Origin of the sequence: Citrobacter sp. wls826 (genome assembly GCF_005281245.1) — a bacterium.
Lineage (GTDB): Bacteria > Pseudomonadota > Gammaproteobacteria > Enterobacterales > Enterobacteriaceae > Citrobacter > Citrobacter braakii.
Map to the genome: position 1 here is coordinate 62,730 of NZ_SZWS01000027.1, position 24,447 is coordinate 87,176.

Genomic DNA, 24,447 nt, shown 5'->3' on the forward strand with positions numbered 1-24,447 from the left:
TCTAAGAACCTGTTTCTGTTACTTGTGTAGAAAAGGCAACAGCCGGAACCAAAAACGCGTTAAAAGTATTTACTTCCTTCTGAAATAGAATTTTCACCGCAAGGAAATGCAGCGGTTGTCATTACGCAACCTCCCTTAACTAGTCTCGCATATTGGCATTATGGGCTGAAGAGAATGGCGTAATTCTGGGATTTATCAAACCGGGCAAGTCAACACAGAATACTTTTATAAAACAGAAAAACAGGATACATTAGAGAGAAATCCCGATTTTCTATCAGTTTCGATCCCTGATAGAAGCACGGGAAATCATTGCATACTTTATATATAAGTCTTTAAACTATCCTTCTCTAAAATCGAATTAAATAGAATACCGGACCTACACACCTTAAAAAAAGGAGTAGGATCAATATTTTAACAAATGGCAAAACCAAGTTAAATATTTGAGAAAGTAAAATTTAAATGTTAATTTTCAATATGAGATAGTTATATTTCTTAAACCAATACCAATCAATCTTGAATCATTATTATGCTCAAGCACATCTTTTGGGTGAACAGGGCTATCTACTATCATATTAATTTTAAATGTCCCACTATTATCTTTATTACATTGTTCCAATGATAACTCAATATTTCTATTAGAATTAAATCCAATATTAGTTCTTATTAAGAATTGTTGTCCACAATAGAAATCGACGTTAACATTCTCATGCTGATCCTTCGCTAAAAAGGCTTCATAAGCTATTCGTAACGTCTTTGATGTATCTGGTAATATCAATTCAGAATAAGCGCCCTGACTCCAGACTCCCCAAGATTCTGGAGAATACCAACCTTTTCCGAGCAAGATATTCCCTATCCCATTTAAAGAAAAGTCAATATTTTCATCTTTATTCACCTCATTAACTTTACTATAACAAGATACGCATTTTTTCGGATGGGGCATCAATACATAAATATCTTTAAACTTAAATACAGAGTCACCATCTCTCAATAAAAAATATTCTGAATAATCCTTATCCATTAAATAAACAGTATCATAATCATACCTACCAGAAATGAGCTCAGATAAAACTCTTTCTTTTAATGAGAATAATTTATCGTTATCGACTCGAGCAAAATAAACTCCATCAGTTTTTTGTTTGTACAAATTAGTGTAGTAAGAAATTATTGCCCATTTAGAACCAGAGTTTTCAGTAGGGAACCAACGCACTGTCTTATATTGTGAAATTTTATTTTCCCAGAGAGGTTTATACTCTGCAAATTCCGAATGTGCGAAACTTTTTTTAGCCATAATCTCATGACTTTTTTGCCATCCCGCCGATGTGTCATAAATCTGAATAAAAAGAGATACTGTCAAAATTATCTTAGGCCACTTCCCATTAAGCTTAGTGGAAAGAACAATAAGATAAATATATAAAATTATCGTGACAGGCCAAATAAAACGACCTGACGCACGGAAATTACCACAGATTCTGAGGATAAAATCAGGGATTGGTATTATGAATTCTTTATCGCCAATAGCTACGATATTGGATATAGCTAAGAGAAAACAAACAGTAGAAAAGATAATTAATGGAAGGTACTTTTTTGTTTTTTGTTGTGGGTTTATCTTACCTAAAATTATATTTAGAAAAATTAAGATAATGAAACCCAACCCCAGATAATTAAAACCTTCATATTCACCCGCGTGAAAAAAACTTAACCCTATGAATTTTGAATAGTCTCCTGCGATTATTGGATATAACAAATTAGCTTTGAAATATCCATAACCATCAACCGTGCTTCCTGAACCAACAGTCAAATATCCTAAAATGTAAAACATACATGATGATACAATAACATTAAGGATAAAATATTTAATAAATTCTCTCTTTGTGTTTTTTTTGCAATAAAGTGCAAATATAAGCACAAAAAACCAATTCATGAATATAATAAAAAATATATAGAAATGAATGCCTATACCAAGGCATAATAACAGAAGCCACTTATTGTTATTCATTTCATCTTTTTTTATAAACCTTAATGAAAGATAAATAGCTGAACTGAAGATAAAGAAAGCCATCAATGTCAAATGTCCATATCTAGCCATCCAAGCAGGATTGAATAACATCAACATCGTTGCTAGTATTTTTATACTTAATTCAGATGTATATAAACTAATTATTTTCCATAATACGATCGACTGTAGTATCACACATAACAATAACCAAACACCACTAAATTGAAATGTATCTGGCAACCATGGTGAAATAATCTTGAAAAAAATAGACAGCCATGGATTAGAATCTGTAAATACTACTGATGACGATAATTCTATCCCATAATCAGTTTTTCCAATAATAGGAAAACTCCATGGTGTATGCCTATAAAACTCCCAACCTATATATGATTGAAAACGATCATCAGTCAACCAACTTATATTTTCAGGATCTAATATATCATAATTAAAAACATAACCAAAAAAAACAAATCCGATCAACAAAGGAATTAGGTATTCCGAACAATTATTTAAACTAATGTTTTTACATGTTCTCATCAAATCATTCATCCAATATGTGTTTCAATTTACAAAATATTTTGTGATAACAGACCTTTATATAATAAAAAGTATTGCTTACTCATTTCAACTGATGTAAATGTTTTATTGAATCGCTCATAAGCGTTATTACCATAAAGCCTTGCCAACTTCGGACTGTCCCATAATTCATTCATTGCTTCGCGTAATTTTAACGTATTTGCAGGAGGGACAACTATGCCAGTATATTTATCAATATTAATATATGATGTACCTGTACCTATCTCACAAGAAATTAAAGGCTTTCCAAACATAGCCCCTTCAAGCAAAGTGATACCAAACGCCTCTGAACGTAAATGAGATGGAAAAACAACCGAATAGCAAAGCTGTAGCAATGCAGTCTTATCTTCATCATTTAATGCGCCAACGAAATGAACATTTGATAAATTAAGCTCTTTAGCTTTTAACCTTAACTCTTGTTCAATACCACCTCCACCAACAATAACAACTGGTAAGGTTGTAGAATGCACAGCTTCTAATAATGTATGTAATCCTTTATAATAGCGAAATGCGCCAATAAATAAGAAAAATTTATCCCCAACTTTTTCACGCCAATAATTTAGTTTGTCATCACTGACATTTGGATAAGATTTCTCATTTAATCCATAAGGGATTATCTTTACTTTAGATTCAAATTTTTGCAATACATTACTGGTTTTTGCATAATTGGGAGATGCTGCAACTATTGAATCAACAGAGTTCAGAAAGCGATTCATTAAAGGTGAATAAAGCCGAGAGATGAACTTCTGTTTAACAATATCAGAATGATAGCTCACAACTGTTGGTTTGTTTATTCGGCACAAAAAATGAATCATGTCCATAAAAGGAAATGGATAATGATAATGAATAATATCCGCTTGCTTTGCTAATTCTTTAAATTTCTTAATGCAAGATAGAGAGAATGGTGTTGAGGCTACCTCAAAATTAGTTTTTGCATAAAAGACACGCTGCACACCAATTAACTGATTATCAATATCCCCACGTTTGCTTAAAGAAAGTACTGTTGATTCAACATTATATTTAACCGCAGACTCACTTAACTGGTAGATGACTTGCTCTATGCCACCAAAAGTGTCTGGATAGTATGTCTTATAAAAATGCAATACTTTCAACATTAGTGTTACTTCACCTTTTTATATGCAGCAATCGTTTCAACTGCACATCGTTTCCATGAAAACTCACTGGCATGTAATAAACCGCTTTCTGTGGCTTTCTCCTGCCATTCAGTATCAGTAAGACTCTTCATAATTAAAGATGTAAGCGTCTCAACATCCATGGCATCACACATTAACGCGCTGCAACCCGCAACTTCAGGAAGTGAAGAGTTATTTGAACAAACAACAGGAGTACCAGAAGCCATCGCTTCCAGGACTGGTAGTCCAAACCCTTCATAAATTGATGGAAATAAAAAGCTAACTGCGCCGGCATACAGTGCTGGTAAATCTCTTGAAGGTGTAAAGCCAAGGTAGTGCAACCACCCTTCTCGTTCACCTTTCTCAAAGCGGCGATGTAAAATGCCGCTGTTCCACCCTTTGAACCCACTAATAACAAGGGGGATTTGCTTTCTCAGTAACAGTGGCAAACGCTCATAGGCATCTAGCAATGTCGCAATATTCTTTCTCGGTTCAATCGAACCAGTAAAAAGGGAATATTTTTTGAAGACAAGTTTGTATTTTCTGAGAATGGATATTATATCATCCTCAGAACGAGGTCTAAATTCACTACTACATGCTAACTTTGCAGTACACACTCTATTTTCAGGAATATTAAAATAATTAATCAATTCCAAACGAGTAAAATCAGAATCTGTAATAAAAACTGATGCACGTTTTACAGTTTGCAACAGTTCCTTGCGCATATACCGGGTCCTTTCAGGGGGATGGCATTGCGGTAACGTAAATACAGAAAGATCATGGAATGTTACAACACAACGATCCACTTTTGGGGGTAGATAGAAATTGGGCCCATGATAAATCGCATCTTTATGATTTTTTAAAACATGTGTTTTCAACCATGGTGCTGTGATTCTGTATATTTCAGAAGCCAGTCGATTCTTTTTTACAAGGCTCTTCAGTCCTTCTGTTGAAGAGCCATTTTCTTTAGCCACAGGCATTTGCTGCGTGAGACGATGCCCATTTAAAAAAAGTAATTCAGATATTTCTGGATCATCAGATAAACATTTAATCAACTCAAAGGCATACCGTCCAATACCCGTTAGTGGGTATTTAATTGCATCAGTTCCAAATATAACTTTCATTACTCGCTTTCCAACATCCAGCGTAATGTATCTTCGAGTGGTGGAACATTCCAGTCCGGAATAAACGACTGCAGTTTTGACGGATCCCCACTGAGTGTTTTAACTTCATTTGCCCGGACAAAATCAGGATTTACCTGAATGGTTAGGTGATGACCCGTTATTTTCTCACATAACTCAATAACTTTTCTCAATGAGTATGTACGGCCAGAGCAGATGTTGATAACCTCACCAACTGGTTTGGCATGTAATAATTTAACATACGCATTACTTAGAGCACGAACATCCGTAAAATCGCGCCAGACATCTATATTTCCTAACTCGATCGTCGGCGATTTTGATTTAAAGTGTTTAACAATCTTTGGCAAGAGGAAATTTTCTGCCTGGCCGACGCCAGTATAGTTAAATGGCCGGGTAATGAATACGGGTAGCCTGTCCATCCACAGGCGAGACATATACTCCATTGCCAACTTGCTGACAGCATAATCGTTCGCAGGATTTGGGGCCGCATACTCATTTAGTTGCCCTGCAGTACCATTTCCATAAATGTTTGCACTACTGGCGAGAAGTACACCATCCAAGGGCCTATTAGAAGCACTCAAGGCCTGTAATAAATTACGCGTACCAAGTAAATTAACATTGTAGAAAGCATCGGCATCACCATGCCCGACATACGCGATAGCGGCCAGATGAATAACAACATTTGGTTTTATGAGTTCAACAATATCCCGCAGCTTCGCAGTGTCCATTAGATCAACCTGATAATAATCAGGTCCATCATAAGGCATTGCACCAATACCAAATACCCGATATCCGGCAGCGGATAATTCCGCTGCCACATAGCGGCCGGTAAAACCATTAATCCCTGTTACCAGAGCATGTTTGCCGGCGCTGGACATCAGAAAGAAAACCCTTGCTGGTTACGACGTAAATCAGCTTCAACCATCATTTGGCATAACTGCTCTAAAGAGGTTTTTGGTTCCCAACCCAGAATTTCTTTTGCACGAGCTGGGTTACCAATCAGCAAATCTACTTCCGCAGGACGGAAGAACTTAGGATTTACACGAACCAATGTTTTCCCTGTCGCAACATCAATACCCACTTCTTGCTCGTCTTTACCCTCAAAGCGCAGTGTAAATCCTGCAGCTTTGAAAGCCATACTGACAAAGTCACGCACGGTCTCTGTACGATTAGTTGCGAGCACGAAGGTATCCGGTTTTTCTGCCTGCAGGATACGCCACATCCCTTCCACATATTCTTTCGCATAGCCCCAATCGCGCTTGGCATCCATGTTACCAAGTTCAAGGACATCAAGTTTGCCAAGTTTGATTTTAGCAACAGAGTCGGTGATTTTACGTGTTACAAATTCCTGACCACGTAATGGCGATTCGTGGTTAAACAGGATTCCGCTAGATGCAAAAATATTATAGCTTTCACGGTAGTTCACGGTCATCCAGTGAGCATACAATTTTGCTACACCGTACGGACTACGCGGATAGAATGGGGTATCTTCTTTCTGCGGCACCGCCTGCACCAGACCAAACATTTCGGACGTTGAAGCCTGATAATAGCGAATTGCAGGGTTTACAATACGGATAGCTTCGAGCAAGTTGACCGGACCAATACCTGTAATTTCAGCAGTGGTCACCGGCTGATCGAATGATACGCCAACAAAACTTTGTGCGGCGAGGTTATAAACTTCTGTAGCACCTGTAGTTTGCATCAAACGGATACTTGCAGACAAGTCAGTGAGATCGTATTCAACTAAGTGAAGGTTAGCATTATCTTTAATGCCTAATTCTTCAAGACGCCAGAAATTAACGGAACTTGTACGGCGATAAGTTCCGTATACAACGTAACCCTTCTCAAGTAGCAACTCGGCAAGGTAGGCCCCATCTTGACCAGTAATGCCAGTAATAATTGCAGTTTTTTTAGCCATTTTTTCTTACTCACCATTTATCTGTTGAACATTTCTGAGTACAGCATTAATCAATTGCTCAGTACTTTGCGACCATGTTAGCCAATTGAGATTTTCAATCTTTGGTATTTTATGATTTTCTTTCAGTGAAATCCATTCTTTAATAGCAGCAGCGATCTCAAGAGATTCTCCGGCAAAATAATGAACTGCATCGCCACCGACCTCTCGGAATACGGGAATATCCCTGGCTAAAACGGGTAAATTATGTTGCGCCGCCTCGATAATTGGCAGCCCAAACCCTTCACCAGTGCTAGCACAAATTAAGCAAGTGGATATCTCATAAATTTCAGCCAATAGATTATCATCAATACCTGAGAACCAGAAAAAATGTTTATCAAGCTGTGGATGATTTTTAATCTTGCTCACAAGTTCTTCAACCATCCAGCCTTCTTTGCCCACAAATACCAAATTGACATCTAAATTTTCGAGCCATAATTGCTCAAATGCTTTCAGAATCTCTGCATGTTGTTTGCGAGGTTCTATAGTACTAACGACAAGGAATGTATTTTTATTTTTAAGACTGCTAATTAAATTATCAAGATCATCACTATCTTTGTTAGCGGATGTTCTGACAGCTGGATTAGCCCCTAAGTGAAAATAATCAATAGAAAGACGTTTTGAGTTATTAGGCGCATTTTCTGCAACCCACGCTCTAAGTTCATTTGCGACTGTATTTGAAATGCAAACTACACTATTAAATGATGTGATTTTTGAAAACCATTCATTATATGTTTCTTTAGCACCAGGGAAGAAATGTTGCGGCTGATTAACCGGTAACAGATCATAAACTACATAGCTGATATGCACGCCATCATTTTGCATTTCCTTTAGTTTCTTATATTGCGACCTCACTATTTCTGGCTGCAAATCCAACCCTAAAAAAACATCTCCAGGATAATAATCTATAGGATTATCTTCAGCCCAGTGGTCTGGTATATTTAAAATTTTGCAGCCATATTTTCTGGCATTAAAAAACCCATCTGAGTCATTAGTAGCATAAACTAATTCGACATTATAATCTTTGGGTGATTTAATCAGTAAATTATTTATGACCTCTCTTACGACTCTCTGAATACCGCTTTTTGCATCTCTTTGAATCAGTTCTGAGATATCTATAAATAATTTTCTCTTCCTAGGTATTGGTTCAAAATTTTTTGCTAAACTCTTACACACCCTAATATAATCATTATCATCACTTCCTAAAAAATTAGTAATGGTACGTATTAAATCATGTGGTTGTGGAGAAGGTTTGCTATAGAAACCTTCAATGACAGATACATATCTTTCAGCACAACTCCTTGGATGATAATGTTTACGTAATTCAACTGATGCAGATTTAGATATTTTAGAACGATAAGCTGGATCGTTATATAATTTGCTCAAAGCCTGAACGAGCATCTCTTTACCAAAGTTATCCGGCAACATTTCTACGCAATCGTGATTTAATTCAGCCATTGAGCCATTCGCGTTTACAATCGTTGCAAGTCCATAATTCATACAATCCAGTACTGCAGCAGAGGATTCGCCACGAGAATTTGATCTTAATTGAACCCCAATATCTGCAGCAGACAACCAGTGGTTGTACTCTTCATTGCTTAACCAGCCGGTTACTCTGATGTTGCATTTGCATTTATTAATCAGCTTATCAATAATTGAACCATATAGATCCCCTGGTTTTTCACCTGCAAAGACCAAATGACATTTATTGTCTTTTGATAGAGGGGAATCAATCCAGGCCTTAATTAGTTCTTTATTTAATTTTGTTGGTCCCATTAGACCAAAACTACAGACAACCAAAGTATCAGAGTCAATGCCTAATTTTTTACGCGAGTCTGCTTTGTTAAAATTATTGGCCGGAATGCGTAACAGAGGTATTGTTTCCCATTTCGGTAGCGCACCAGCGCCATACTCATTGATGGCTAATTGTCTGGAGTATTCAGAGTGGGTTATTATACCTAAACTGTTTTGAAGGACGGATATATTGCACGGATATTTATAAACGACATCAGCGGTATCAGCAGCGTTATAACGCATAGAAACAGCAGGCCAACCGCCTGATTTGAATAATTCCTTCTCCCACCCATTGACTGTATGGTGTAGATGCAAATCCATATGGGCAACGATGCCGGATAAGAAGTAGTCATGTAACACTACAACCCCAGGATAGTTTTTCAAAAGGTCAAACATATGCCAGTGAAAACTTGAGTTGCCAAAATGGTATACTATCCGATCATACGTTTCAGCATTCTCTTTAAACCACTCGATACTCTTGATACCGCAAACTGAATGAAGAAAAGGATCATGAGTTTCCTCACCTGATATCATAATTAAATCAATATGATAAAAAGTACTAAGTTCTCTTAACAGCTCTGCGCTATAATGCGCGATGCCACTTTTCATCGGAGGAAGAGGTGAAAAATATGCAATTTTTTTTAACTTCTCATTACCTGGAACAAAAGCAGCTGCATTCAACTTGGTCGAGTTGATATTATTATTAATTGCAGTCCATGCCAGATTAGAAGTCTGTTCCCATGAAAAGTACTCACATTGTTTACTGGAGTGTTTTTCAAGTTCTGATCGAAAAGCATGATCATTAATTAGCTTAGACAAACTAGAACAGATGCTTGTAATATCATAAGGATCAAACAATGCTTGTTCATTATTTATTACTTCTGGAATGCTAGAGTATTTCCCACCGATTACAGCCTTTCCACAGTGCATAGCTTCCAGAATAGGCAATCCAAATCCTTCATGCCATGATGGGAAAACAAAAAACTCACATAAATTATAAAAAGCCAGTAAATCTTCCTCACTAATATAACCTGTGAAGATAACTTCATCATTATTTAATCCGAGTTTTTTACAAAGATTTTTTAATCTTGTAAGGTCTTGCTCTGTAATTGAACAAACAATTGCTAATTGATAGTCTTTACGTTGTGAAAGGCTTAATAATGCATAGGCCTCAATTAATCTTTCAATGTTTTTCCTGAAATCAATACCACCAGTGTATAATATATACTTCCTGGTTATACTAAACTTTGTTTTCCAGTCTTGTATCTCGCTCTCTAAATAAACACGCTTTTCAAAGAATGAAGAGGCGGCTGTAGAAATATTAAAGACTTTATCAGCACTAAAATGTAGGTAATCTACTGCTTCTTTGCCAGAAGAATGTGAAATAGATAATAGGAAATCTGCTCTTTTCAGATTTGATATTTTCTTAAGATACCAGTCTTTAACAACTGGATTTTCTAAATAGATCTCACTATGAATTAATGGGATCAGATCATATAGTATTACAGCAGTTTTCACGGGTTTTTCATAGGTATTAATACTCGTTACAGCATCATCGACCAATCCTTCAAATAATGAAGTTAGAATTACCAAGTCAGGCTCTAGCCTGGCTATATAATCTTCTCGAATTCTTTCCGCGACTTCAATTTTAGATTTATTTTCTATATTAATATATGAAACACCAGGCATGGCATGCCACACCCGGAATGATGTGCTATCAACATGCTCAAAGAATTCATCTTTAATAACGCCAATAGAATCCTGTAGCATCCCATTGCATAACAAAATTATATCATTATCTTTGTTTTGTTTGATAAAATTTTTTATAAAGTTTAAAATATATCGGCCAATTCCTCTTTTGGAATTACTTGCCTGCAATCCTTGCATGTCGATAACAATACGCATATATCACTACTCTTTGTTATTATTTAAAATTTCGAACATCCGTTGAGTTTGTTCAGAGATATTATGTTCAATTACAATACCTTTGCTAATAGTTATTGGAGGTTGATGCTCCGGAGCTTTATAGGTAGGTACTGAGCTAATATTTTTGTTATATATTTTCTTCATTGAGTCATATAGATTCAATTTCAATAAAACACTAGTAATTACTGACTTTAACCTTACATTCGAACTTATAATTTTAAATAACCGTCTAATTATTTTTGACAAAAAAATCTTCATTGACCTTTACCTAGAAATAAATAAACCTTATAGTTTAATTGCCTTTAATTATTGACTTAATTCTATTAAAAAAACTTTTGCCTACTAACTGTTTAACGTCATTTATTTCCGTATCTTGTCTGGCAATCTCCGTATCTTGTCTGGCAATCTCAGCGTCTTGTCTGGCAATCTCGGCGTCTTGTCTGGTAATCTCAGCGGCTTGTCTGGCAATTTCTGAGTGCTGTTCCGCAACCATAGATTGTAATTCATCATTTCTCGCTCGCAAATGATTACATTCTTCGGTAATTACATTGAACTCTCGTTTAAGGCTGTCAATTTCGATAGAAAAGTTGTAAAACTTATTATTTAGATTTGAGTTAAATTTATTGGCAAGAACATTAAATGACAATCCAAACTCTAAACCAAATGCTTCATCAAATTGGCTCATAACAGAATCATCAGATTTTTTTTGTGCAACAACACTATAATCAGGACTTACACCTGCGATAACATCTATTAGTTCGATATCGTCTTTACTATGTAATAATTTATTTTCCTGGAGCCTTAGTACTTTTGTCCTGGCAAAACCAATATACTCAGTTAAAAATGACAATAATTGGTTAGGTATTGGTTTTATATGCGTTGGATCCAAATAAAAACTACTTGATGCAACTACAATGTTTTCAGGGTTAGGTGTCTCCAGAATAATAATCCCACCCGGTTTAAGTACGCGTAATGCCTGTTCGATAAGTAATTTAACATTATCAAAGCCAATATGTTCTATAACATGAAACGAGGAGACAACATCGATAGAATCATCCGGAAATTGTTTCAGGAAGCTAATCGCATCATCCTGAACGACATCAAGACCAAGATCATTACAGTAAGACAACATGCCTTCATCTAAATCGGCGCCTTTAGCAGTAAATCCCTCTGTAGTAACCAGCTCCAACCATTCACCTCTACCGCAACCAAGATCCAACAACACCCGATCACTTGATGTTAATGAGAAGGGTCTAAGAAATGGTAAATAAACGCATAAGCGATTTTTAATGTCTTCCCTGTCACCTCGATGCATCCCTTCAAACGAACTGTAGAAGCTATCTTTCATCTATTTGTACCTCGGGTGGTATCCACGCAACCCCAACAAATGGATTTTGATTGAAATTAATTACATTAAATACTAATGCCAAATCTCTCCATTCGTAATTATTACCTATATGAGTATCTTTATCATGTAATGCAAGCGCTATTGAATAACTCCCTTCCCCTATATTTAAATTGAAGTCAAAACGATAATTAAACTTTTGCCCTACCTGAAGGTTTTTTAACTGCTTATTATTGTGGTACGTATTAGTTCCATAGACAGGTTGTCCTAATCTATCTTTAATCATGTAACCTAAAACTAACTCTTTGATATCTTTGTGGATACTCACAGAGATATTAAGAGCCACTTTTTCACCTACACCTAAAACCTCAGCTTCTTTACCTTCTTTATTCAGCAAAGAAACACTGTCAATTTTGGCCTCGCCTGTTCCAGATATAGTTTTTGTTATTCCATTTTCAACTTCTTGTTTAATATTTTTCGCCGATGTTGATTTTTCCGATAACATGGCATTGTAATAATCCATTACCTTTTCTGGATGACCTTGTATTTCTATCTCACCAGCATTTAAAAGAATGGCTTTATCGCATATAGATTGTATTGCTAGTTTATCATGCGAGACAATCAATAAAGTCGTCCCCTCTGTTCTAAACTGGCGGATTCTATCAAAGCTCTTGTGCTGAAAATATGAATCACCTACTGACAACGCTTCATCAATAATCAATATGTCAGGTCTGACAGCAGTTGCTACACTAAATGCCAGCCTCATTTGCATACCGCTCGAATACACCCTTACAGGCTGGTCGATATAATCACCAATCTCTGCAAACTCTTCGATTTCGGGCATCAAACGATCGATGTCTTCATTACTGAGCCCTAATAGTTGCCCTGACATATAAACATTCTGACGACCAGTGAAATCAGGATGGAACCCCATACCCAACTCAAGCAATGCAGCAACTCTACCAGTAAGATCTATCGTACCTGTCGTAGGTTTAATCGTACCAGTGATGAGCTTAAGAAGAGTACTTTTTCCTGCACCATTTATGCCGATAATGCCTACGGCTTCACCAGGCTGCACAACAAAATTAATGTCTTTTAATATCCATTTTTTATCATGTCGAATAGAATTCGTTGGTGAAAACCATTCAAGCAAGCGGCTAAATCTTGTGCGGTAAACCTTGTAGGCTTTACTCACATTCTGTACAACAATCTTTGCCATTATAATTCATCCACCATATCTGATGAGTGTTTTCTAAACAATGAAAGGCCCAATATACATAATATTCCACCGGATATTAGAACAGGTAAAATACTCATCCAATCTATTGGCTGTTGATGAATGTAAATACGCTGATAGTTTTCAACAAGAATTGCCATCGGATTATAGCTTAATATTTCCCTTGCTTTTTCCGGTAGCGCATCAAGTACATAAACTATCGGTGTGAACCAAAACCAAAATTGTAATAAGATTCCAACAAACTGACCAACATCCCTGAAAAAGACATTAAGAATACCAAGGACCATACCCAGCCCGACAGAAAATATAATTTGCACCATTAATAGTGGTATTATTTGAATGATGTTTAAAGGATGAAGATTTCCTGTAAACAGCAAAAATAAAACAAATAATATATAAATAATAACAAAGTTAATTATTGCTGAGATTGTTACTATTATTGGTAAGCAAATTCTGGGAAAGTTAAGCTTCTTTAATATCCCTGCACTTTCAATAAATATATTCGTACTACGAGTTACGATCTCTGCGAATAATCCCCATGTAATTATACCAATACATAAATATATGCTATACATATATACACCCCCAGTCCCAGGCAACCTGGTTTTCATGACCTGGGAAAAGACTAACGTATATACTAATATCATAGCGAGTGGCTGTAATATCAGCCACATAGCACCTAACATACTCGTTTTATACTTTACTTGAAACTCTCTTTTAACACTTCCTAGTATAAACCAGCGATATTTATATATAACAAACAGTAAATCTTTCATTTATTTCTCTGCCATTAATGCTAAAATCTCATCAGTTTTCATTTGCATTAATGCAACATTATCTTTTGACTCTACATTCAGTCTCACTACAGGCTCAGTATTTGACGAGCGAAGATTGAAACGCCAATCGTCATATTCAATACTTATACCATCTGTATTATCAATATTTCGTGCTTCTGGTTTGTATATATCGCAAATACGTTGAATGATAGTATTAGCGTTTTCCAGTTTGCTGTTAATTTCGCCAGAAGCAGGAAATGCTTGCATACGTTGTTTCACTAAATCTGTAAGAGATAGGTTCTTAACACATAACATCTCAGAAACAAGTAACCATGGAATCATCCCACTATCGCAGTATGCAAAATCGCGGAAATAGTGGTGGGCACTCATTTCACCACCATAAATGGCATCTTCCTTACGCATACGCTCTTTGATGAAAGCGTGGCCCGTTTTCGACATAACTGGAATACCGCCAGCTTTAGTCACAATGTCAATGGTGTTCCATGTCAGACGCGGGTCATGAATGATCTTCGCCCCCGGTTCTTTTTGTAAAAAGGCTTCAGCTAACAAACCAACAATGTAGTAGCCTTCGATAAACTGCCCTTCACCGTCAAACAAAAAGCAACGGTCGAAATCGCCGTCAAATGCGATCCCTAAATCAGCGTTATGCTGTTTAACGGCATCAGAAGTGTCCTGACGGCATTCAGGTAACAAAGGATTAGGGATTCCGTTAGGGAAAGTTCCATCCGGTTGGTGATGAACTTTAATAAAGGTAACGGGAGTATTGGCTGCGGCAAAACGTTTTTCAATCGCGTCAATGACATGACCAGCAGCACCATTGCCTGAGTTTACAACGAGCTTCATTGGTCGGGCAAAATTCGCGAAGTCAATATATCCCATCAGATGGTCAACGTACTCATCCAGAATCGAGATTTGTTTATAGCTACCACGCTTTTCTTGTTCAACTGGAGCAAAATTATTTTCTTCGGCTAAACGCTGCACATCGCGCAATCCGGTGTCACCACTGATAGGCTTCGCATTTTCGCGAACCAGTTTCATTCCATTGTAATCCATTGGGTTATGGCTGGCGGTAACTTCGATGCCACCATCTACACCAAGATGGAAAGTTGCAAAATAGATCTCTTCGGTCCCGCTTAAACCAATATCGAGGACATCAGTACCCGCATCCATCAGACCATCAGCCAATGCCAATTTCAGGCTCTCACTGGTTAATCGAACGTCGCCACCTAACACGATTGTTTTAGGTTTCAGGAATTCACCATAGGCTCGACCAATACGATATGCAATGTCTTCATTTAATTCTTCACCTAATTTTCCACGAATATCATAGGCTTTAAAACAAGTCAGCTTGGACATAAATCTTTATACCTTCAAAAATTAGCAACGACCATACTGGTCTTTAATACGAATAATGTCGTCATCCCCTAAATAGGAGCCGGATTGGATCTCAAGCAGTTCCAATGGAATCTTGCCCGGATTTTCCAGTCGATGTTGTGCTCCGATGGGAATAAAGGTTGATTGGTTTTCAGTCAACAGGAATTTCTGATCTTTAATTGTCACTTCACCGGTGCCAGAAAGCACAACCCAGTGTTCGGTCCGGTGATGATGCATCTGCATTGAGAATGCCGCGCCAGGTTTAACGGTAATACGGTTTACATTGAAGCGTTCGGTCTGTACAACAACATCGCATCGTCCCCATGGGCGATATATTTCTCGATGACGTTTATACTCACTGCGATGATTGGCTTTGAGATATTCAACAACTTTCTTGACATCCTGTACCTGATCCTTATCGACGACCAGTACGGCATCTTTTGTATTAATGATTACCAGATTATCAACGCCAATAGCTGCAACCAATTTTTCATCCGTGTTGATATAGCAATTGTTTGCATTATGCATGAAGGTATCGCCCGTCAGCACATTACCTTTTTTATCTTTAGGACTTACTTCCCATAATGCTGACCAGGAACCCACATCACTCCAGTCAGCATCAAGTCCGACTACGACAGCATCTGTTGTTTTTTCCATGACCGCGTAATCCACTGACTCATCCGGACAAGCGATAAACAGATCACGGTCAATCTTGATAAACTCATCGCTATCTTTGCAACCACGGATAGCCGCCTTGCAGGACTCAAGTATATCAGGTCTGAATTTTTCCAGCTCTTCAAGATATTTCTTCGCACGGAACATGAACATTCCGCTATTCCAGTAATATTCTCCAGAGGCTAAATAACTCTCCGCCGTTTCTTTGTTCGGTTTTTCTACGAAACGGCTCACCTGGTAAGCGATATTCTCGCCAAGTACTTCTTCCTGGCCGCGGTGAATATAGCCATAACCCGTTTCTGCACCTGTTGGTACAATACCAAATGTGACAAGTCGCCCCTGCATGGCAAATTTAAATGCTGACTTTACCGCCTGGTGAAATGCCGATTTATTGTTAATGATGTGGTCGGCTGCTAATACCAGAAGAATTGGGTCATCGCCATTCTCTATTGCACTTAATGCTGCCAGCGCTATCGCTGGCGCAGTATTGCGGCCAACGGGTTCAAGAATGATATTATGAGATAACTTATTAATTTGTCTTAGTTGCTCAGCAACAAGAAATCTGTGTTCCTGATTGCAAATGACTACCGGTTCCCGTGCATCGACATCATCCAGACGGAGCACTGTTTCTTGCAGCATTGAACGCTGTCCATACAGGCGAAGGAACTGTTTTGGGTAGAGCTCGCGCGACATCGGCCATAAACGACTACCGGTACCACCAGCCATTATCACAGGAAGTAACATCTCATATCCTTTAATATCAATGCGTTATAATAAAATCAGCAAAAATGTATCATCGTAACTCAATAAGAAATGGGCACGCTACCGCACTGGCTCTACAGCAACCAGAACACTGCTCACTTTTTGTTGGGTTAACAAATTCCAGATAACCCTCAATAAATTCAGGAATATCTCGACCTAATATTCTCTTATTTCTTGAAGGAGTAGACAAGGAAAATGTCCAGCTGTAGAACAGTAATTTCTTACTGATCTACCTTTTTTAGTATTTGAAATTTATGAATAAATGATAGCAGCAGCATACTACTTGCATGAGGAGAATCATCAGACCTTACGTATACTGCTGCTTTACCAGTTTGCAAAAGAAGACACAAGTTCAGTCGCTCTAACTCAGAAGCTTAAGTATTTGTTCCCTGAACTTCGGCCCTTCTTTCAGGTTACGCAGGCCGTACTTAACAAACGCCTGCATATACCCCATTTTCTTCCCGCAGTCGTAGCTGTCGCCCGTCATCAGCATCGCATCTACCGACTGTTTTTTAGCCAGCTCAGCAATAGCATCCGTCAACTGAATACGCCCCCAGGCACCAGGCTGGGTATGCTCCAGTTCCGCCCAGATATCAGCAGAAAGCACGTAGCGCCCTACTGCCATCAGATCGGAATCCAGAGTCTGCGGCTGGTCTGGTTTTTCAATGAATTCAACGATACGGCTGACTTTACCTTCGTTATCTAAAGGCTCTTTGGTCTGAATAACAGAGTATTCAGACAGATCGCCTTCCATACGCTTAGCCAGCACCTGACTACGCCCGGTTTCGTTAAAACGAGCAACCATGGCAGCCAGGTTGTAGCGCAGCGGATCCGCGCTCGCTGTATCAAGAATGACGTCAGGTAATACGACGACAAACGGGTTATCCCCAACAATTGGGCGAGCACAAAGAATTGAATGACCCAGACCCAGTAACTGAGCCTGACGAACGTTCATAATAGTCACGCCTGGAGGACAGATAGACTGCACCTCGGCTAATAGCTGGCGCTTAACACGCTGCTCAAGCAACGATTCGAGTTCGTAAGAGGTGTCGAAGTGGTTCTCAACCGCGTTCTTAGACGCATGAGTCACCAGCACGATTTCTTTGATACCTGCAGCTACAATTTCGTCGACAATGTATTGAATCATCGGCTTGTCTACGATCGGTAGCATCTCTTTAGGGATTGCCTTCGTGGCAGGCAACATGTGCATCCCCAGACCTGCTACCGGAATAACTGCTTTCAAATTAATCATTAAGTCATTCACCTATTCAATTGTTGCTGAATTATAGCTTTTTAGCTTGTTTTAGCCAGTATGAATTACATTACTCCGATGCAGCGTATGTTACGCCGCTTAACTTCGCAATGCAGTAATCTTAATCCCAGGGAGTGTCACTTTAGCCAGGAATGGTCGCAAAGTTACCTCTCCCGTCCCGGGAGTCGAAAATTCACCGCTTCGACATTCACCACCTGATGGTTTACCCGGTCGATGTCAACTGAGCTTTGCCCGGTTTCGTTTACCGCATGGACATTCGCCAGCGAGAGTAATGTGTCCTGTTTTGCCATAAACTTGCCGCGCACATCCTGACGGAGATCGAAGTGCATCTTAAGCGCGGGTCCCGTCGCGGATTGCTGCATAACCCTGATGTTACGTAAAAAAAGGTGCTGTGGTTGGTTATGCAACTCAAGCGTGGCACGTTTCATCTCCACATTGGTAATCGCCACAAATGATGTCGCATTACCAGAGGAGATCTGAATACCGCGCAATTTGTATTCACGTTTCGTATTATCCAGATGGATATTATTTAACTTAAAGTTTTGTGGAATGGATAAATAACGCCCTTTGATTACGCCGTAACCAATGAGCATACCTGCGCTATTCTCCATATTGATATTATCAATTACGAAATTATCACATCCGTAAATAGCGACCGTCGCATTATCAATGCCCGCTTTCTTACTATAATCCGGAGTGATATTTCGCGCGGTAATATTACGAATAATAAAGTGTTTGCCGTTCTCCACATGCACTAACTGTCGGCAGTCGCTACCAGTGATGTTCGCTACCACAAAGTTTTTTACCGCCAGTTCATCGGGATAGCTATTGTCATAGGTACTCCCCGCCAGACCGATGCCAATGCCCCAGTTCACGTTGCCGTTGGTACAGTTGATACGTTCAATGACATGGTCAGAAATGAGGATGTTGCTGTCGTTTATCGCTACATTCCACTCGATAGCATCACCCTGTAAATCGCTAAAACGGCTGTTCGTGATCTTTACGCCGTCCATTCGATTATGAAAACCCTGACGCAAAATGCCATAGTTAGCACGCGTGACGGTAATATCATCGATAATCAGATTACGCATCAGCCTCGAGGTTTTACCGCCGATATAGATTTGCGTCACCGGACCGAAACCGCTCATGGCAATCCCTTTTATCACACAGTCCGACCCCCGCACATCGAGGGTAACGTTCCTCAGGCTCCCGCCCTGCTCGCCCATCACCTTGCATCCATCCTGCAGAACAAAGCGCCCACGGCCATTGCCACTTATTCGCCCTTGCAGGAATAGCGTTTTGCCTGGCGGGATAACGATGGCGGTATTGATATCCTTACATTCAAGTCCTGTTGGTACGACGACCGTTTGTCCTTCTTTGAACGCCTGCCTGAAAGAAGCCACCCAATCCTGTGGGTTGTAATCCTGAATGTTGACGCTGCCCGGTGATTCTAGCGCCCGAACAACGGGAGAATGCAGCACGACAAGCGCAGAGCCTGCCGTCAGAAAAGTACGGCGTGAGAGTTTTTTCTCTGACATACAACCTCGATTTACATCGTTTGCAGCAGACTGGCTAACTGTTTATTGATCGCTAACTGATTAAATTCAGTTGCAATTTTTTCTCGCGCGCACTGCACAATCGGCTGCACCTGCTCACTGTCGAGCAGGCTAAATGCCGCTAATCGCTCTGCCAGCGCCTGCGCATCGTTTTCCGGTGCCAGCCAGCCAGACTTGCCCGACTCGACCAGTTCAGGGATCCCACTATGGACGGTGGAAATCACCGGGATGCCCACCGCCATCGCCTCCATCAGCGCCACCGGGATCCCCTCCATATCGCCATCCCTTCCGGTGATCGACGGCAGCAAAAAGACATCCGCCTGCTCAAGCATTTCCTTCACCTGATGGCTGGGTTTAAAGCCAGGCATCTCAATCACATCATCAAGTTGATATTGCTCAATTAGCGTACGCAGACGACGCTCCCAGGGGCCAATGCCAAGGATGCGATAACGGAATGCGACGCCCTGCTCTTTCAACTGACGACAGGCTTCGATGGCGACGTGCAGTCCTTTTTTCTCAGTTAACCTGGCGACAGAGATAATCTCCAGCGGGGCGGCAGGCGATTTCAACTGGCGTGGCGTAAAGCGCGTCATATCGATTCCCATGCGCGAGACCGCAATTTTCTGCGGCGGGCACCCCATATTTTTTAAACGTCCGGCCCAGAGGTTGCTAATAGGTAACATCAAATCCCCACGTTCAAACAGTTGCTGATATTCAGGGGTGTAGTGGGCAAGCACATCCCGATGCGAAACATCAATGCCGTGAAATACCGTGGCGATTTTGCCGCGGATCATCCCTAGCTCACGCAGCTTGGCGGCCGTTACGCCTGCGGGTCCAAAATGAGCGATAAACACATCCGCTTCAAACGCCCGCGGGTTCGCGCCACAAATGGCCGCCAAAATCAGATTGCGCGCCTCATCGCCATAGCGTGAAACATTCAGCGCTTTCCAGGTGGCTGAGCGGGTAATACCGCGCAGGGCCGCCACTGCCCTATACTTAAGCTTCGCCAGTTTGCTGTTCGGCTCATTCAGTAACCAGCGCGTTTTTTCACCCAGATGGTAGGTATTAAATGAAGCATGGGTATTTTCAAGATCGCCCTTGTGCAACGCGACAATTTCCACGTCGTAGCCCATGTCGATAAATGCGGTAATCTGATTGAGTACAAAGGTCTCGGAGGAGAGCGGGAATTTAAGCAGGAAAAAGCCAACCTTCATTTTTCCCCCTCAATACGCGTTAAAACCGATTGCACCATGTTCACCCCACGTTCACGCTCACGCCTAACCGCGTCGCCGAGACGTATGTTCAGCTCAGGTAACTGTCCGAGAGCATCGGCGACCTTCCCTTCCAGGCTGCCATCGAGCAGATGGCGAATATCGATGGCCATCTCTGCTAACCCCAGTTGTTGCATGATACCTGCCGATTTATGCTCATAATTAATGGCGATGGCTGGCGTCATAAAATTCATCGAGATGATGGCCGAGTGTAAACGAGTCCCCACAGTCAGATCGCATGCAGCCAAAATTTTCCCCATCTCCAGGTCGTTGAGTTCATCCATCACCACGTGATAACGGCCCGGGTCGTTAATATACTGGCGCAGGTTCAACGCCACCATGCGGTCATCTTTGTTGTAACTATCAATACCGGTACAGGTTGACAGCGCTATCACCTGGTAACCTTCATCAAGGATGCGGTTCACTACCCCGGCAAAGGCTTGCTCATAGGCCTGCTGCGTTGTCCCCAGACGCTTATCAAAAGGAGCCAGCTCACGCAGAGTAATGGCAACGGTCTTCTGTTTTGCCGCCATGTGTAACCAGTGCTGTACGGCATAACCAGGCTCATAATCCTCATCATGATTATTTACCAGCCAGGCGGTATCTACCCCGGTTTCGACTTTATCCGTGTTTATTGCACTGCGCTTCATCAGATCCAGACTGACGGATTCACGCAAAATCAACGCATTACAGTGTCCAAAAACGTAGTTCGCCAGTTGATTAAACTGTTCATCCTGGAATGGCCCCACGCTGTGGCCAATCATGTACAGCGGTTTTTTCGCCATAAACGTACACAGGGCATGTTCAAACTGCGGTACGCCATACAGATCGACAAAAAACGATCCGCCGACCTGGATAATGGCGTCGTAGCGCGACAGCAGACGAACAAAATCGGTAAACCCCTGGGCGATCGCGATATTGCGCAGATTACCGGAATCGGTGACACGCGAGAGCAGCACCTGATGCTGATAGCGACGACGCAGCACCTTCTTCACGCGTCCCATAACGCCCGCGGCGTTATTGTGTTGCTTCATCTGCGAATACAGCGGATCGCCCATCACCGGGCGGTTCAGTAACCACGAAGAACTCACCGGATAACGGCTCATAACATCCACTTCAGTCTCAGGACGCAACGCGTTAATGGCATCCAGCAAACCGCGCAGAATCGCGCTATCCCCACGGTTCCCACAGGTATGGTTGCCTAAAATTAATAGTTTCATTATGACCTCTTAAAGCGTTGTTCTTATCCTGCACGAAGCAAGGTTTTCATTTTTTCACTGCGGCAGAGCTGGCGTTTTATTTCCACCACTAACGGATGGCGCGACACCACAATCATCGCCGCGAACGCCAGTGCTCCTGCCGCTACCTGGATCCCCAGCAACGCGCCTGGCGACAGTTGGCTGCGCAGCATTACGTCCAGCGCATAGCTCACCACAAGGGTAGGTAAAGAGAGATATAACGGCAGCCACAGACTGAGCATGTACTGGCGGTAGCTGGAGCCAAGAACAGGTTTGATCATCACGAAGTAACTGAGGATCGTGTTAATCACCTGGACCAGCAAAAAGCCCAGCGTCACGCCAATCGCCCCGGCCTGATGACCACCGATGAAAATGGCGGGAATAAACAGAAAGGTTTTGAACACATTGAATTTGAAGCTGATGTCGACCCGTGCTTTCGCCATCAGCAGTGAACCGATCGGATTCCCCACAGATCGCAGCAGTCCAACAATGCACAGCAGTTGCAAGACGGGAATAATACCGTTCCACTTCTCGCCAAATACCAGCGGCACCACATTGTTCGACACCACCATCAATCCCAGGAGTACCGGGAAGTTAATGATCCCGACCACCGACAGCAGCTTGTAAAAATTCACCCGTAGCTTTTCACTGTCGTCCTGAATTTTGGCAAACGCCGGAAACAGGACACGGGTAATAATCGGGTTCAGTTTGATCGGGGGAACAACCGCCACGTTCCAGGCGAGATTGAATCCGCCCGCCACGCCAGCGCCCAACGTTCTGGCTAAAACCAGCGTGGAAAGGTTGGTATTGAGGTAATTGATAATGCTGTCTGCCGTCAGCCACGCGCCAAAACGCAGGTTCGACGAAACGGATGCCAGCGAAAAATGCAGCCCCGGACGGTAAATCCGGCGACCAAAATAGCCGAACAGCAGCGTTCGTAGCATACTGTTCACCAGATACCCGAGAATGGCCGTCAGCGCGAGCGGCCAGAAATGGGCGCTGACCACGGTAAAGGTAAAACCGGCCAACACCGAACTGGTTTCAATCATGCCAATTTTGTTGAAGGCCAGCTCTTTTTGCATCAGCGCGCGAAACTGCTGCCCGTGCGGTATCACCACAAACGCCAGCGATAAGGTTTTGATGAGTGGCGCCAGTTCGGGATTATTGAGCACGCTGGCAATCGTCCCGCTAAGCAGAAACATCGCCACACATACCACCATACCCAGCCCAACGTTGAGCCAGTACAGCGTTGTCAGCTCAAGATAACCGATGTCTTTGCGCTGAATAATTGAATTGGCGATACCGAAATCCGACAGCGTATCGGCCAGCGCAATGATCACCAGCGACACGGTTAACAACCCAAACTGGTGGTTATCAATAATCCGCGCCAGGACGGTCATCTGGATAAGTCCCAGACCAATAATGATCACCGTAGCAATCGCCGACCACTTTGCGCCATTAAGCGTTTTTTCTCGTAAGCTCATGTTAATACGCCGCTTTGTTCACAAAGCCTTTGAATACCGTCAGAAAAACAATTTTGATATCGAACCACACGCTCCACTCGCGAATGTATTCGAGGTCAAACTCCACACGTTTTTCCATTTTTTCCAGCGTATCGGTTTCACCGCGCCAGCCGTTGATTTGCGCCCAGCCGGTAATGCCCGGTTTCACCTTATGGCGTAACATGTACCCCTCGATCAGTTGGCGGTACTGTTCGTTGTGCGCTACCGCATGCGGACGTGGCCCGACGATAGACATCCCCCCGGTCAGGACGTTAATAAACTGCGGCAGTTCATCGAGCGACGTCCGGCGCAGGAAATTTCCCACAGGGGTAACGCGCGGATCGTTTTGCGTCGCCTGCGTCACCACCGCGTCGTTCTCCATCACTTTCATCGAGCGAAACTTCCAGACTTTGATCGGCTTCCCGTCCATGCCATAGCGGGTCTGGCGGAAAATCACCGGACCTTTGGAGGTCAGTTTTACCAGCAGCGCAATACCACACAGCACCGGGGAAATAAGCAGCAGGATCAGTGAAGCCAGCACGATATCTTCCGCGCGCTTTAACAGGCGATTAATCCCCGAGAGCGGCGTGTCATACAGCGGCACTACCGGAACGCCGTTCATCTCTTCAATCCGTGAATGCAGGATGTTGAAGGTAAAGACATCAGGAATGAGGATCACCGAGCAGGTGGTGTCGGCCAACTCACGCACCAGTTTTTTTACGCTGGCGCCATCGCTCATCGACATGGCGATATAAACGTTATGAATGCGTGAAGCTTTGGCGTCGTCCACCAGTTGTTGCAGATTACCGGCCCAGTCGCGGGAATTTTTTCCAGGGATTGGGTCGTGATAGACCCCCGCCACTTCAAATCCCAGCCACGGTTCATGGCGAAAACTG

The 24,447-nt window shown here is 41.5% G+C and carries 17 protein-coding genes; all 17 read right to left on the reverse strand.

Annotated elements, in window-relative coordinates:
• Window positions 1–469: 469 nt before the first annotated feature.
• Window positions 470–2,545 (reverse strand): DUF6311 domain-containing protein, encoded by a 2,076-nt coding sequence (locus FDW87_RS06250; RefSeq protein ID WP_137379535.1) that lies wholly within the window; start codon window positions 2,543–2,545, stop codon window positions 470–472.
• Between the two features lie 17 nt (window positions 2,546–2,562).
• Window positions 2,563–3,687, reverse strand: a complete 1,125-nt coding sequence (locus FDW87_RS06255) for a glycosyltransferase family 4 protein (protein ID WP_137379536.1) — start codon at window positions 3,685–3,687, stop codon at window positions 2,563–2,565.
• Window positions 3,688–3,692: 5 nt separating this feature from the next.
• A complete protein-coding gene (locus FDW87_RS06260) occupies window positions 3,693–4,829 on the reverse strand; it encodes a glycosyltransferase family 1 protein (RefSeq protein ID WP_137379537.1) in 1,137 nt (378 codons plus the stop codon).
• The gene (locus FDW87_RS06265) at window positions 4,829–5,725 is read right to left on the reverse strand and encodes an NAD-dependent epimerase/dehydratase family protein (protein ID WP_137379538.1); all 897 of its coding nucleotides are present in this window, start codon (window positions 5,723–5,725) and stop codon (window positions 4,829–4,831) included. Before FDW87_RS06265 ends, FDW87_RS06260 begins: the two co-directional genes overlap by 1 nt.
• A complete protein-coding gene (gmd, locus tag FDW87_RS06270) occupies window positions 5,725–6,765 on the reverse strand; it encodes a GDP-mannose 4,6-dehydratase (protein WP_137379539.1) in 1,041 nt (346 codons plus the stop codon). The genes FDW87_RS06265 and gmd overlap by 1 nt, the downstream gene beginning before the upstream one ends.
• 6 nt (window positions 6,766–6,771) lie before the next feature.
• The gene (locus FDW87_RS06275; protein WP_137379540.1) at window positions 6,772–10,500 is read right to left on the reverse strand and encodes a glycosyltransferase; all 3,729 of its coding nucleotides are present in this window, start codon (window positions 10,498–10,500) and stop codon (window positions 6,772–6,774) included.
• Window positions 10,501–10,813: 313 nt separating this feature from the next.
• Window positions 10,814–11,869, reverse strand: a complete 1,056-nt coding sequence (locus FDW87_RS06280; RefSeq protein WP_137379541.1) for a bifunctional 2-polyprenyl-6-hydroxyphenol methylase/3-demethylubiquinol 3-O-methyltransferase UbiG — start codon at window positions 11,867–11,869, stop codon at window positions 10,814–10,816.
• Window positions 11,859–13,085, reverse strand: a complete 1,227-nt coding sequence (locus FDW87_RS06285; RefSeq protein ID WP_049040299.1) for an ABC transporter ATP-binding protein — start codon at window positions 13,083–13,085, stop codon at window positions 11,859–11,861. The genes FDW87_RS06280 and FDW87_RS06285 overlap by 11 nt, the downstream gene beginning before the upstream one ends.
• Complete coding sequence (locus FDW87_RS06290) at window positions 13,085–13,879, reverse strand: ABC transporter permease (RefSeq protein WP_049040300.1); 795 nt, start codon at window positions 13,877–13,879, stop codon at window positions 13,085–13,087. Before FDW87_RS06290 ends, FDW87_RS06285 begins: the two co-directional genes overlap by 1 nt.
• Complete coding sequence (gene cpsG / locus FDW87_RS06295) at window positions 13,880–15,256, reverse strand: phosphomannomutase CpsG (RefSeq protein WP_049040301.1); 1,377 nt, start codon at window positions 15,254–15,256, stop codon at window positions 13,880–13,882.
• 21 nt (window positions 15,257–15,277) lie between these two features.
• Window positions 15,278–16,693 carry a mannose-1-phosphate guanylyltransferase/mannose-6-phosphate isomerase gene (locus tag FDW87_RS06300; RefSeq protein ID WP_047413980.1) on the reverse strand — a complete coding sequence of 472 codons (1,416 nt, stop codon included), beginning with the start codon at window positions 16,691–16,693 and terminating at the stop codon, window positions 15,278–15,280.
• Between the two features lie 379 nt (window positions 16,694–17,072).
• Window positions 17,073–17,963: a GalU regulator GalF gene (gene galF / locus FDW87_RS06305; protein WP_049040303.1), complete on the reverse strand. Its 891-nt coding sequence runs from the start codon at window positions 17,961–17,963 to the stop codon at window positions 17,073–17,075.
• A gap of 164 nt (window positions 17,964–18,127) precedes the next feature.
• Complete coding sequence (gene wcaM / locus FDW87_RS06310; protein WP_137379542.1) at window positions 18,128–19,522, reverse strand: colanic acid biosynthesis protein WcaM; 1,395 nt, start codon at window positions 19,520–19,522, stop codon at window positions 18,128–18,130.
• Between the two features lie 11 nt (window positions 19,523–19,533).
• Window positions 19,534–20,754 (reverse strand): colanic acid biosynthesis glycosyltransferase WcaL, encoded by a 1,221-nt coding sequence (wcaL, locus tag FDW87_RS06315; protein WP_137379543.1) that lies wholly within the window; start codon window positions 20,752–20,754, stop codon window positions 19,534–19,536.
• On the reverse strand, window positions 20,751–22,031 hold the full coding sequence (gene wcaK, locus FDW87_RS06320) for a colanic acid biosynthesis pyruvyl transferase WcaK (RefSeq protein WP_137379544.1): 1,281 nt from the start codon (window positions 22,029–22,031) through the stop codon (window positions 20,751–20,753). Before wcaK ends, wcaL begins: the two co-directional genes overlap by 4 nt.
• Window positions 22,032–22,054: 23 nt before the next feature.
• Window positions 22,055–23,533, reverse strand: coding sequence for a colanic acid undecaprenyl disphosphate flippase WzxC (wzxC, locus tag FDW87_RS06325; protein WP_049270709.1), 1,479 nt, complete (start codon window positions 23,531–23,533; stop codon window positions 22,055–22,057).
• A gap of 1 nt (window position 23,534) precedes the next feature.
• Window positions 23,535–24,447: undecaprenyl-phosphate glucose phosphotransferase (locus tag FDW87_RS21945; protein ID WP_252363039.1), on the reverse strand; the 913-nt coding region annotated here is incomplete at its 5' end.